The sequence below is a fragment of the Streptomyces sp. CA-278952 genome (assembly GCF_028747205.1).
In the GTDB taxonomy this organism is placed as follows: domain Bacteria; phylum Actinomycetota; class Actinomycetes; order Streptomycetales; family Streptomycetaceae; genus Streptomyces.
The window spans coordinates 6,447,136-6,459,151 of the sequence record NZ_CP112880.1 but is presented as its reverse complement, the minus strand read 5'-3'; the positions used below and the strand labels follow the sequence as shown (position 1 = coordinate 6,459,151).

Annotated in this window: 10 protein-coding genes; 5 read left to right on the top strand and 5 right to left on the bottom strand. The window is 73.1% G+C overall.

What is annotated here, in order from left to right; genetic code table 11:
- Nucleotides 1–7 precede the first annotated feature (7 nt).
- The 4 genes from N7925_RS28545 to N7925_RS28530 all read right to left on the bottom strand — a co-directional run bounded on the left by N7925_RS28545 (nucleotide 8) and on the right by N7925_RS28530 (nucleotide 6,189).
- Nucleotides 8–1,990 (bottom strand): TerD family protein, encoded by a 1,983-nt coding sequence (locus tag N7925_RS28545; protein WP_274345589.1) that lies wholly within the window; start codon nucleotides 1,988–1,990, stop codon nucleotides 8–10.
- A gap of 292 nt (nucleotides 1,991–2,282) precedes the next feature.
- Entirely contained in the window at nucleotides 2,283–2,861 is a 579-nt protein-coding gene (locus N7925_RS28540) for a TerD family protein (protein WP_026290465.1), read from the bottom strand.
- Between the two features lie 310 nt (nucleotides 2,862–3,171).
- Entirely contained in the window at nucleotides 3,172–5,301 is a 2,130-nt protein-coding gene (gene uvrB / locus N7925_RS28535) for an excinuclease ABC subunit UvrB (protein ID WP_265602274.1), read from the bottom strand.
- A gap of 39 nt (nucleotides 5,302–5,340) precedes the next feature.
- A complete protein-coding gene (locus tag N7925_RS28530) occupies nucleotides 5,341–6,189 on the bottom strand; it encodes an MHYT domain-containing protein (RefSeq protein ID WP_274345588.1) in 849 nt (282 codons plus the stop codon).
- A gap of 230 nt (nucleotides 6,190–6,419) precedes the next feature.
- On the opposite strand from N7925_RS28530, the gene N7925_RS28525 reads away from it, so the two are divergent.
- From N7925_RS28525 to N7925_RS28515, 3 genes are all read left to right on the top strand, one after another.
- Nucleotides 6,420–7,295 carry a glycerophosphodiester phosphodiesterase family protein gene (locus N7925_RS28525; protein WP_265602273.1) on the top strand — a complete coding sequence of 292 codons (876 nt, stop codon included), beginning with the start codon at nucleotides 6,420–6,422 and terminating at the stop codon, nucleotides 7,293–7,295.
- A gap of 76 nt (nucleotides 7,296–7,371) precedes the next feature.
- Nucleotides 7,372–7,929, top strand: a complete 558-nt coding sequence (locus tag N7925_RS28520; protein ID WP_274345587.1) for a methylated-DNA--[protein]-cysteine S-methyltransferase — start codon at nucleotides 7,372–7,374, stop codon at nucleotides 7,927–7,929.
- 326 nt (nucleotides 7,930–8,255) lie between these two features.
- A complete protein-coding gene (locus tag N7925_RS28515) occupies nucleotides 8,256–9,458 on the top strand; it encodes an MFS transporter (RefSeq protein WP_443032360.1) in 1,203 nt (400 codons plus the stop codon).
- A 104-nt stretch (nucleotides 9,459–9,562) separates the two neighbouring features.
- Here the strand turns inward: N7925_RS28515 and N7925_RS28510 are convergent, their stop codons facing one another.
- Nucleotides 9,563–9,925, bottom strand: coding sequence for a cupin domain-containing protein (locus tag N7925_RS28510; protein WP_274345585.1), 363 nt, complete (start codon nucleotides 9,923–9,925; stop codon nucleotides 9,563–9,565).
- Nucleotides 9,926–10,030: 105 nt separating this feature from the next.
- On the opposite strand from N7925_RS28510, the gene N7925_RS28505 reads away from it, so the two are divergent.
- Both N7925_RS28505 and N7925_RS28500 read left to right on the top strand, forming a co-directional pair.
- On the top strand, nucleotides 10,031–11,002 hold the full coding sequence (locus tag N7925_RS28505; RefSeq protein ID WP_274345584.1) for a pseudouridine-5'-phosphate glycosidase: 972 nt from the start codon (nucleotides 10,031–10,033) through the stop codon (nucleotides 11,000–11,002).
- Nucleotides 10,999–11,910: a carbohydrate kinase family protein gene (locus N7925_RS28500; RefSeq protein WP_274345583.1), complete on the top strand. Its 912-nt coding sequence runs from the start codon at nucleotides 10,999–11,001 to the stop codon at nucleotides 11,908–11,910. Before N7925_RS28505 ends, N7925_RS28500 begins: the two co-directional genes overlap by 4 nt.
- Nucleotides 11,911–12,016 lie beyond the last annotated feature (106 nt).

The following is a 12,016-nucleotide window of genomic DNA, read 5'->3' as shown; positions in this document are numbered from 1 at the left end:
TACCGCATCAGCGGCCGGCGGCTCGACGGGCGGCTGCCACCGCCGCGAGCACCTGTTCCAGGACGCGACTGCCCGGCGGAACCGCCAACGGCTCGTACGTCCAGGCATGCCCGACCCACGGATCGGCGAGGTGGCTGTCGGCTACCGGGGTGATCCGCAGGAGCGAACGCCACAGCGGGTCGAGCACCGGCCCGTACGCACTCGCCTCCTCCCGGTCCGCGACCATCAGGAGGTGCACCCCGACCGCGGGGCCCTCGTCGGCGAGATAGCGGAGCTGGGTGACGGCGCGGTCGTCGAAGCCGTGCGGGAAGTCGTTGACCACCAGCAGTTGCTCGCCGGTGTCCAGGTCTGGCGGGAGCGAATCGGCCGCCCCGGCCCGCACCGCCATCTGCACCAGGTCCACCCGCCGGGTGAGGTGGGCGAGGACCGAGGCCACTCCCCCGGGTCCGGCGGCGGGCGGCCCGGCGAGGACGCCCGCCTCGACCAGCGGGGCGAGCGGGCCGGCCGCGGCGCCCGCCGGGTCGATGACGTGCACCGAGAACTCACCGGGTGGATACACCGCGAGCAGCCGCGCCGCGTGGGCGACCGCGGTCTCCACGGCGAGCCGGCGCAGCCGGTCCGTGTCCATCAGGACGGCCGCCTCGGACGCCGTCCGTCCGCTGTCCACCCAGATCCCGCGCTCCAGCGGCAGCCGGACGAGCAGCGGTACGCGCAGGTCGGGGCGCTCGGGAAGGTGGAGGTCGCCGACGCGCAGCGCCATCGGTATCTCCATGGGGACGCGGTGGGCGTGCCAGACGGGGTTGCCCCAGCCGGCGTACGCGGCCGGGAGCGCGGGCTCGACGACTGCCGCCTCGGCTGCCAGCTGGGCCAGATCGCGGTCGAGCGCCTCCCGGGCCCGGGAGGTCAGCTCGTCGCGCTTGGCGCGGGCCCCCTCGCGGGCACGGTCGCCCGCGCCCCCGATCCGGTTGCGCGGGTCGGACAGGGCTCGGTCGAGCTCCTGGTCCATGCGGGACTCGGCGAAGTCCACGGCGCTGCGGTAAGCGGCGACGGCGCGGGCCAGATCCTCGAACATGCCCCAGATCTGGTTGTAGAGGCGCTCGTCCATCGACCAGCCGGTGGCGTCCCCGGCGACCGGCTGCGCGGCCTCTCCGGGCTGGGCCGCAGGCGCGGTGGGCGGGGGCGGCGGGGGCGCGGCGTGCTGCCGCCGCGGGTGCGCGTAGTTGATCGGGCCGTCGGCGGCGGATCCTGCGGGGGCCGGGCCCGGGGCGGTGTGCGGCTGGGGGGCGGTGGCCGGGTCGGTCAGCGGCTCGGGGTGCTCGGGGGCCGGGGGCGACGGGGGCGGGCGGTGGTCCGCGGAGCCCGCGGAGCCCGCGGAGCCCGTCGCGTGCCGTACGCGGTCGCCTTCCTGGGTCCGGGGCGGCGGCGCCACCGAGCGGGCCATGCCCCGGGTGACGGCCTCCTGAATGGATCCGGCCAGTCCGGTGGCCTCGGCCACACCCTGGTCGGCGAGCATCTCGGCGAGCCCGCCGGCGTACCCCTGCCCCACGGCGCGGACCTTCCAGGCGTCCTGGCGGCGGTAGAGCTCCAGGGCGCTGACCGCCGACTCGGCGTCCAGGCCGGTGAGCGTGAAGGTGGCGATCTCGGCACCGTCGAGACCGGTGACGGCGACGAAGGGGGCGGGAACGGCGCCGAACCGCGCCGGGCCGCCCGCTCCGACGGGAAGCGCGAGCAGCACGGTGACCCGGTGGGCGCCTGCGGGCAGTGCCTCCAGATCGACGGCGAGACGGTGATCGGCCGCCGCCTGCTGGGAGACCTCAAGACCGGGGAGCTGGGGCGAGCCGGGGTGGGCGATCCACTCGACGCCGCGCACCGTGCCCCGTTCGTCGCCGAGGGTGGCCCCGGCCACGACGGGCGTGCCCGCCGATACCCGGATCTCCAGACGGGTCTGGGGCAAGGTGTGGTTCTGCCCCCGGACCAGTTCGGCCGTCATTGCCCTGTCCCCCTCGACGATGGCCCGCGCGTCGAGGGGCGCGGTGCCGTGCGGTGCCGTGTTCTGCCGTTCCGTGTGTGACCTGTGCGCGGGTGCGGCCGTGTAGGCGCCTGCGGGTGTGGAGCCGTGCAGGTGCGTGCCGTGTGCGACCGTGCAAGTGCGCGGCCGTGTACGTGGGTGTGTGCCCTGTTGCCTGTGCGTGCCGCCGTGTGGGGGCAGCTCCCGGCGGCGGGTGCCTACGGGAGCTGCTCCTGGCCGTTCCGGTGCCGGCCGTGCCGGACCGGTGCGGGTCCTACAGGTGCGGGAGGATCGACGGCATCAGGTCCTGGAAGGTGCGGCCGTTGGCCGGGTTCCCGAGGGCCGTCATCTGCCATCCGCTGCCCGCGCGGTGCACCTTCGCCATGATCTGGGCGGTGTACTGGCCGCCGCCGTCGAGCGTGTACCGGGCGAGCTCCTGGCCGTTGGTCTCGTCGACGATGCGGCAGAAGGCGTGTCGGACCTCCTGGAACGTCTGCCCGGTGAAGGAGTTCACCGTGAAGACGATCTGGTCGATGTGGACCGGAACGCGCTGGAGGTCGACGAGGATCGCCTCGTCGTCGCCGCCGGAGCCGGCGCCGCCGACCAGGTTGTCACCGGTGTGCTTGACCGAGCCGTCGTCGCTGACGAGGTGGCGGAAGAACACGACGTCGACCGGCTGCTTGTCGGCGAAGAGCACCGCCGAGGCGTCCAGGTCGACCTCGCGGGTGCGTGAACCGAACAGGCCACGGCGCGGAGCCGCCTGCCAGCCGAGCCCCATCCGTACCGCGGTCAGGGTCCCCCCGTCGCTCTTCTGCAGGCTGATGGCCTGACCCTTGGTCATATTGACCGTCACGCGCTGTCCCCTCTCGGCATTGCCCCGCAACCATCCGTGTGCGGCTTCCCGGCACCCTACGCATTCCACCCCGGGCGGCAGCAGGCTCGGCCCGCTTTTGTGTCGCTCTTGCAACACACCCGGCGCGGCATGCCCGGCGCATCGGAAACGACACCGGAGACCGCACCGGAATCCGCGCTGGAACCGGTGCTGGAACCGGTGCGGGACCGCTGCGAAACCGGCACGCGTCAGCGGCGATCCCGCGCCCGCGGGGAACACCGGTCGCCGGGTCACCGGGTCACCGGGTCACCGGGGCACCGGGGCACCGGGATCAGGCGAGGCCCGCTTCCTTCATCTGGCGCAGTTCCTTCTTCAGTTCACCGACCTCGTCGCGCAGCCGGGCGGCCACCTCGAACTGCAGGTCCGCGGCGGCGGCCCGCATGCGCTCGGTCATCTCCTCGATGATCCCGGCCAGTTCGGTGGCGGGCCGGTCGCTGAGCACCGCGCCGGGCGAGGCCGCCCTGCCCTTCGCCCCGCCCTTGGCCGCCTTCGAGCCGAGCGCGGGCACCGGCGCCTTGGCCTCCTTGCCCTGCCGGTAGCCGGTGCCGAGGAGCTGCTCGGTGTCGACCTCCTCGCGGGCGATGGTCGCGACGATGTCGTTGATCTTCTTGCGCAGCGGCTGCGGGTCGAGGCCGCGCTCCGTGTTGTACGCGACCTGCTTCTCGCGGCGGCGGTTCGTCTCGTCGATTGCCTGCGCCATGGCCGGGGTGATCTTGTCGGCGTACATGTGGACCTGGCCGGAGACGTTACGGGCGGCGCGGCCGATGGTCTGGATGAGCGAGGTGCCGGAGCGCAGGAAGCCCTGCTTGTCGGCGTCGAGGATGGCCACGAGGGACACCTCGGGAAGGTCGAGGCCCTCGCGCAGGAGGTTGATGCCGACGAGCACGTCGTACTCGCCGGAGCGCAGCTCGCGCAGCAGCTCGATGCGGCGCAGGGTGTCGACGTCGCTGTGCAGGTAGCGGACCTGGATGCCGAGCTCCAGGAAGTAGTCGGTGAGGTCCTCCGACATCTTCTTGGTGAGCGTGGTGACCAGGACCCGCTCGTCGCGCTCGACGCGCTTGCGGATCTCGTGGACCAGGTCGTCGATCTGGCCCTCGGTGGGCTTGACCACGACCTCGGGGTCGACGAGGCCGGTGGGGCGGATGATCTGCTCGACGAACCCGTCGCCGCGCGAGAGCTCGTACTTCCCCGGGGTGGCGGAGAGGTACACCGTCTGGTCGATCCGCTTCAGGAACTCCTCCCACTTCAGCGGCCGGTTGTCCATCGCGGACGGCAGCCGGAAGCCGTGGTCGACGAGGGTCCGCTTGCGGGAGGCGTCCCCCTCGTACATCGCGCCGATCTGCGGGACCGTGACGTGGGACTCGTCCAGGACGAGCAGGAAGTCGTCCGGGAAGTAGTCGAGGAGCGTGTTGGGGGCGGTGCCGGGCGCGCGGTCGTCGAAGTGCATCGAGTAGTTCTCGACGCCGGAGCAGGTGCCGATCTGGTGGAGCATCTCGATGTCGTACGTGGTGCGCATGCGCAGTCGCTGGGCCTCCAGCATCTTGCCCTGCTTCTCCAGCTCGGCCAGGCGCTGCTCCAGCTCCTGCTCGATGCCGCTGACGGCCTTCTGCAGACGCTCGGGCCCGGCGACATAGTGGCTGGCGGGGAAGACGTGGACCATGGGGTCCTCGCTGATGATCTCGCCGGTCAGCGGGTGGAGCGTGGACAGGGCCTCGATCTCGTCGCCGAACATCTCGATCCGGACGGCGAGCTCCTCGTAGACCGGGAAGATCTCGATGGTGTCGCCCCGGACCCGGAAGGTGCCGCGGGTGAACGCCAGGTCGTTACGGCTGTACTGCATCTCGACGAAACGGCGCAGCAGCTGGTCGCGGTCGATCTCCTCGCCGACCTTGAGCCGGACCATGCGGTCCACGTACTCCTGGGGCGTGCCGAGGCCGTAGATGCAGGAGACGGAGGCGACCACGACGACGTCGCGCCGGGTGAGCAGCGAATTCGTCGCCGAGTGGCGCAGCCGCTCGACCTCCTCGTTGATGGAGGAGTCCTTCTCGATGTAGGTGTCCGACTGCGGGACGTACGCCTCGGGCTGGTAGTAGTCGTAGTACGAGACGAAATACTCCACCGCGTTGTTCGGGAGGAGCTCACGGAACTCGTTGGCCAGCTGGGCGGCGAGGGTCTTGTTCGGCGCCATCACCAGAGTGGGGCGCTGCAGCTTCTCGATCATCCAGGCGGTGGTCGCCGACTTGCCGGTGCCGGTCGCGCCGAGCAGGACGACGTCCTTCTCGTCGGCGCGGACGCGCCGCTCCAGCTCGGCGATGGCCGCCGGCTGGTCGCCGCTGGGCTGGTAGGGACTGACGACCTCGAAGGGCGCCACCGAACGTTCGATCTTGGAAACGGGCCGCATGCATCCACCGTACGGCCCGCCACTGACAACGGCCCCGGATCAGCGGTACCGGGCCCCTCCCGCCCCCTCCCGGGCGCTGCTCCGCGGGCGCTGCCGGCCCTGCGGACTCTGCCTGCCCCGCGGGCCGGGACCGGGCTCCCCCGTCACGGCCTGGGGGTCGAACATGAGCACCACGGCGGCCAGGAGCAGGAAGCAGCCGGGTCCTGCCAGCATCGGGCCGATCATCTCGGCGGGCCGGTCGCCGGGCAGGACGTCGGCCAGGTCGGACGGCAGGGTGGGCGGCAGGTGCAGGTGCACATCGAGCGCGGCCATGCCGGTGTAGTGCATTCCGGTCACCGCAACGGCCATCAGGATGCTCGCGCCGAGGCCGGAGCGGGCTCCCCGGAGGGTGACGGCGGCCCACAGGGCGCCCGTGGCGGCGATTCCGGCGATCAGCACCGAGAGGACGACGAGGGGCGTGTCGTACGCGAACCGCGCGTCCATACGCATGCCCGCCATGCCGAGATAGTGCATCGAGGCGATGCCGAGGCCGGTGATGGTGCCCCCCGTGATCAACGCCATGCGGGTCGCGCCCCGGTAGCCGACAATGAAGATGCCGATGCCGACCATCACCACGGCAATGGCCAGGCCTGCGAAGGTGAGGGGTTTGTCGTAGGAGATCGGGGTCTCCTGGACGGTGAAGCCCGTCATCGCGACGAAGTGCATGGTCCAGACCCCGGAGCCGATGGACAGCGACCCCAGAGCCAGCCAGCCGGCCCGCCAGGAGCGTGCGGCGTGAAAGGACCGGGTGGTGCAGCGGAGTCCGAGGGCGGCTCCCAGGGCAGCCATGAGGAAAGCCGCGACCGGAGTCACCAGGCCGTAGGTGAATCCGTCGACTGTTCCTTGCATGCGCGCACGCCCTTCGAAAAAGCCCGGGGTCGAGGAGAGTCCCCCAAGGGGCGAGTCCCGGCAGGCAGACAAAGAAAGCACATTTTATCGGCACGGCCGCGGGACGTGCTCCGGAGGTGGCCCCGGGATCGAAGGTTCCGTTCATTTCGCGGCCATCGCCGCCCCGCCGGGCGTTGGCGGGCCGCTGTCACTCTCTGCGTGTCCGCACACTCCCGACGTGAGGAGTCCCCGTGTTCGTCCGCACTGCCACCGCCTCCACCACGGCCGCCGCCCTGCTCGGCGCCGGCGCCCTGCTGCTGCCCGCCGACCGGCCCGAGGCTCCGGAGCGGCAGGACGCCCCGGTCGTCGTGGCCCACCGGGGGGCGTCGGGCTACGCGCCGGAGAACACCCTCGCCGCCGTCGACGCCGCCGACGCACTCGGCATCGAATGGGTCGAGAACGACGTCCACCGCACCCGCGACGGCGTGCTCGTCGTGCTGCACGACACCGACCTGAAGCGCACGACCGACGCCGAGCAGGTCTTCCCCGACCGGGCGCCGTGGGCCGTGAAGGACTTCACCGCGGCGGAGCTGGCGAAGCTCGACGCGGGCAGCTGGTTCGGAGCGCAGTTCACCGGGGCCCGGGTGCCGACGCTCACCCAGTTCCTGCACCGCATGGAGCGCAACCGGCAGAAGCTGCTGCTGGAGATCAAGAGCCCGGCGACCTACCCGGGCATCGAGCGGGACATCATCCGGGTCCTGGGGCGGTCGGGGTGGCTGGACCGCTCCCACGTACGGAGCCGGCTGGTCATCCAGAGCTTCGGCGCCGACAGCGTGAAGAAGGTGCACAGCCTGCGCCCCGACATCACGACCGGCTTCCTGGGCACACCCGCGGTGGCCGACCTGCCCTCGTACGCGGCGTTCACCGATCAGATCAACCCCTCGTACGCGACGGTCAGCGCCGACTACGTGGCGGCCGTCCAGCGGCTCAAGGGCCCGCACGGCAAGCGTCTGCGGGTGAACACGTGGACGGTCAACAAGGCGGCGGACGCGGTGAAGGCCCGTGACTTCGGGGTCGACGGCATCATCACCAACTTCCCCGACGTGGTGCGCGACGCGACGAGCTGACGCGGCCGGGGGCGGGCCCGTCGGTTTCCCGCCGACGGGCCCGCCGCTGTCAGTGGCGGGCCGTACGGTGGTCGGCATGAACAGCTACGGGACCGGTGCCGATCCGGCCGTCGAGTGGGCCGTCGTGGACAGCGACATCGGCCCGCTGCTGCTCGCCGCGACCGGGTCCGGACTGGTGAGTGTGTCCTTCCACGCCCGCCCCGCCGTGCGGGACGGGGTCCTCGACCGGTTGCGGACCCGGTTCGGCGCGGAGCCGGTGGAGGCGCCCGGCTCCGCGCGGCTCGCCGGGCCCGTACGCGCGCTCGCGGCGTATTTCGCGGGCGAGCGGCAGGATTTTGACCTCGATCTGGACTGGTCGCTCACCTCCGGCTTCCACCGTGAGGTGCTCCGCGAGCTGGCCTCCGGGGTGCCCTACGGGACGGTCGTCGGGTACGGGGAGCTGGCCGCGCGGGTCGGCCGGCCGGAGGGGGCGCAGGCGGTGGGCGCGGCCATGGGGGCCAACCCGCTGCCGGTGGTGGTGCCGTGCCACCGGGTGGTGGAGAGCGACGGAGGCCTGGGCGGGTTCGGCGGCGGTCTGGAGACCAAGCGGCGGCTGCTGGCGCTGGAGGGGGTCCTGCCGCAACCGCTGTTCTAGGGCCGCGGCGAGCGAGCCACTGTTCCGAGTCGGAGAGGCTCTGTACTCCGGAGTCGGTGGGGCGCTGTGTTTCGGAGTCGGTGGGGCACTGTGTTCTGGAGTCCGCGGCAATCGCTGCTCGGGAGAGCATGCGGAGGGCCGCTGTGCCACCGGATGGCCGCACGCCCCGCCGGGGAACATCCGGTCGATCACCGTCAGGGTCCGTTCACCCGTCCGGGTGCATGACGGCGCCCGAGCGGTGACACACTGCGCCGGTGACGCGACCTCTCTCCCTCCCCCAGGTAACGGCCGCCGGTATACCGGCTCTCCAGCGCCGGACGTCGGCCGTGCTCATCGTCAGCCAGATACTCGGCGGCCTCGGCGTGGCCGTCGGCATCGCCCTGGCCCCGATACTGGCCGCCGAGGTGAGCGGTTCGGAGGCGCTGTCCGGACTGGCGCCGACCGCGTCCGTCGTCGGCACGGCGCTGCTGTCGCTGCCGCTGGCCGCCCTGATGAACGCCCGGGGCCGCAGGTCCGGCCTGGCGCTCGCCTATCTGATCGGTGCGCTGGGCGGCGGCCTGGTGGTCCTCGCCACGACGCTGGCCAGCTTCCCGCTGCTGCTGCTCGGCATGGCCGCGTTCGGCGCGGGATCCCTGGCCGGTCTCCAGGCCCGGTTCGCGGCGGCCGACCTGGTGGGGCCGGAGCGGCGGGGGCGGGCGATCTCCGTCGTCGTCTGGGCCACCACGATCGGCTCGGTCGTGGGCCCCAACATCTCGGCCCCGGCGAGCCGGCTGTTCCGCGGTACGCCGGTGCCCGAGTCCGCCGGGCCGTATCTGTGCTCGGCCGTCGTGTTCCTGCTGGCCGGAGCGGTCGTGGCGCTGGCGCTGCGCCCCGATCCGCTCCTCACCGCCCGTGCCCTGGCTCCGGAGGGCCCGACGGGGCCGCCGAAGCGCTCGCTGCGCGCCGGGATCGAGGCCGTCCGGGAGTCGCCGATGGCGCGGCTCGCCCTGCTGACGGTCACCGTGTCGCACACCGCCATGGTGTCGATCATGGTCATGACCCCGGTCGATCTGGGCCGGCACGGCGCCGGTCTCCAGCTGATCGGGCTCGTGATCAGCGGGCACATCGCGGGCATGTACGCGTTCTCCCCGGTGATGGGGTGGCTGGCCGACCGGTTCGGCCGGCCGGCCGTGATCGGCCTGGCCGTCGGACTGCTGAGCTGCGCCGCGCTGCTGGCGGGCACGGCCGGGCCCCGGCACGGGCAGACCGCCGCGGGCCTGTTCCTGCTGGGCCTCGGCTGGTCGGCGGGGATGATCGCCGGTTCGGCGCTGCTCACCGACGCCGTGCCGCAGTCGGCCCAGGCCGCGGTGCAGGGGCTGTCGGACCTGACCATGAACGCCGCGGCGGCGGTGGGCGGGGCGGCGGCCGGGGTGATCGTCGCCCAGTGGGGATACGGCCCCCTCAACGCGATCGGCGCCGCGCTGCTGCTGCCGGTCGCCGCGCTCGCCCTGCGCCGGAGTCTGCGGCGGCCGGGAGCGGTCAGCGGCTGACACACCCCCGGACCGCCGGCCACAGCCACCGCAGCCACTACTACCGCCACCGCCAGCACTACCGCAACCGCCGCCGGCGCGACCGTAGTTATCGGCCACAGCTCTCAGAGGCTGATGTGGTACGCCTTGCGGAGCGTCTCGTGAACCGTCCAGGTCGTCCGGTCGCCCTCGCGCAGGACGCAGGCGTCCCCCTGGCCGATCTCCAGGGTCGCCCCGCCCTCGACCTCGACCGTCGCCCGTCCGCCGACGACCACGAACAGCTCGTTCGCCTCGGTGTCGGTGACCACGCCGGGGGTGATCTGCCAGATCCCCCGGAGCTGCTTGCCGTCGGCCGATTCCCACAGCACCTTGCCCGTCACCACGGGATCGCCCGAGACGATCTGCGCCGGATCGAGAGGTTCCGGTATGAGTTCGGCGTCCGGGATGTGCACGGCGAAGGAGGCGGGGACCTGGTCATGTGTCGTCATGGCCGGTCACCTTAGCGACCGCTTCCGGCCACCCCGCGGCCAGGACCCGCCCCAGGAGGTCCGTCCGTGGTTTGCACCCCTCCCGGCCGCGACAGGGATGGGGGCATGCCTCAGAACCCACCGGACCAGCGTCCCGCTCCGCGCGAGAACCCTGGGACGAACACCTACGAACCCGTGCTCTCGGCGGAGGTGCGGGCCGCTCTGGACGCCGGTCTGCCCGTCGTGGCACTGGAGTCGACGATCATCGCGCACGGGCTGCCGCGCCCCCGCAATCTGTCCGTGGCTCGGGAGCTGGAGGGGCTCGTCCGGTCCGCCGGCGCCGTCCCGGCCACCGTCGCCGTCCTGGACGGGCGGGCCCATGTCGGGCTGGGAGAGGACCAGTTGGAGCGGATCGCCGAGGATCCGGCGGTACGCAAGCTGGGGCACCGTGATCTCGCACCGGCGCTCGCCGCCGGGGCGAGCGGGGCGACGACGGTGTCCGCGACGGCGTTCCTGGCAGCGCGGGCGGGCCTCGGCGTCTTCGCGACGGGCGGTCTCGGCGGCGTACACCGGGAGTGGGCCGAGAACCAGGACGAGTCGGCCGATCTGCGGCTGCTCGCCCGCACCGGGATCACCGTGGTCTGCGCGGGGGTCAAGTCGATCCTCGACGTCCCGGCGACCCTCCAGCGGCTGGAGACCCTCGGCGTCTCCATCGTCGGCTACGGCACCGGGCACTTCCCCGGCTTCTACCTGAGCAGCTCCGGCGAACCCGTCGACTGGACGGTGCACAGCCCCGAGGAGGTGGTGGAGGTGATCCGGGCGAAGGAGGCGCTGGGCGGCCCGCCGGCCGCGCTGATCGTCGCCAACCCCGTAGCGGAAACGGACCAGTTGGATCCGGCACTGCACGACCGGGTGCTGGCGGAGGCGCTGGACGCGTGCCGGGGGCGGGGCGTCTCGGGGCAGGGCGTGACCCCGTTCCTGCTGGACCAGTTGATGCGGCGGACCGGGGGCGCGTCGCTGGAGGCGAACCTGGCGGCCGTCCGCGGAAACGTGACGCTCGCGGCGCGGATCGCCGTGGCGGCGGCGGACGCCCGGTGAACCGTCCGGCGGCGGGCGACGGGCTGCTGGTGGTGGGGGACGTGGTCACGGACGTGGTGGCGCGGTACGGATCGGCGCTCGCCCACGGTACGGACACGGCGGCCCGGATCCGTACGCTGCCAGGCGGCGCGGGGGCCAACGTCGCCTGCTGGGCGGTGCGTTCGGGGTGCACGGACGTGCGGCTGCTGGCCAGGGCGGGGGCGGAGTCGGCCGACTGGCACCGAAAGGAGCTGGAGCGGGCGGGGGTGCGGGCGTTCCTGGCGGTGGACGACGCGTTCCCGACGGCGACCGTCATCGCCCTGGTGGACGCGGCGGCGGAGCGCACGTTCCTGACCGACGGCGGGGCGGTGCTGCGGCTCACCGTCGAGGACTTCGCGCCCACGATGCTCGACGGTGTCGGGCGGCTGCATCTCTCCGGCTACCTCCTGTTCGCCGCGGTGAGCCGGGCCGCCGCCCTCCTCGCCCTGCGCACCGCCGTGGAGCGGGGCGTTCCGGTGAGCGTGGACCCGGCGTCGGCCGGGTTCCTCGGCGAGCTGGGGCCCGAGCGGTTCCTGGAGTTCGCGGAGGGTGCGGAGCTGTTGCTGCCGAACGCGGACGAAGCCCGCCTGCTCACCGGGCTGCCCGGACCGGAGGCCGCGGCGGCCGAGTTGAGCCGGTGGTTCCCGCGCGTCGTCGTCACCCTGGGCGCGCGGGGAGCCGTGGTGGCCGCCGGGGGCGAGGTCGTCGGCCGCGTCCCCGCTCCGCCGGTGCGCGAGCCGGTCGACTCGACGGGGGCGGGCGACGCGTTCACCGGCGGCTTCCTCGCGGCGCTGCTGGCCGGGGCCGACGACCTGGCCGCTGCGGCCGAGGGCTGCCGGGCGGGGGCGGCGGCCGTGGCCACGGTGGGCGGCCGGCCGCCGGTCCCGTGACGGGCGGTGCCGGGTGGTGACGGACGGGCGGTGCCGGGGGTGACGGACGAGCGGTGCCGGGTGGTGACGGACGAGCAGTGCCGGGTGGTGACGGACGGGCGGTGCC

Excerpts from the sequence above, each read along its gene's own strand:
- N7925_RS28545 (WP_274345589.1), bottom strand. The coding sequence starts at position 1,990 with ATGACGGCCGAACTGGTCCGGGGGCAGAACCACACCTTGCCCCAGACC.
- uvrB (WP_265602274.1), bottom strand. The coding sequence starts at position 5,301 with ATGCGGCCCGTTTCCAAGATCGAACGTTCGGTGGCGCCCTTCGAGGTC.
- N7925_RS28530 (WP_274345588.1), bottom strand. The coding sequence starts at position 6,189 with ATGCAAGGAACAGTCGACGGATTCACCTACGGCCTGGTGACTCCGGTC.
- N7925_RS28520 (WP_274345587.1), top strand. The coding sequence starts at position 7,372 with ATGAACAGCTACGGGACCGGTGCCGATCCGGCCGTCGAGTGGGCCGTC.
- N7925_RS28510 (WP_274345585.1), bottom strand. The coding sequence starts at position 9,925 with ATGACGACACATGACCAGGTCCCCGCCTCCTTCGCCGTGCACATCCCG.
- N7925_RS28505 (WP_274345584.1), top strand. The coding sequence starts at position 10,031 with ATGCCTCAGAACCCACCGGACCAGCGTCCCGCTCCGCGCGAGAACCCT.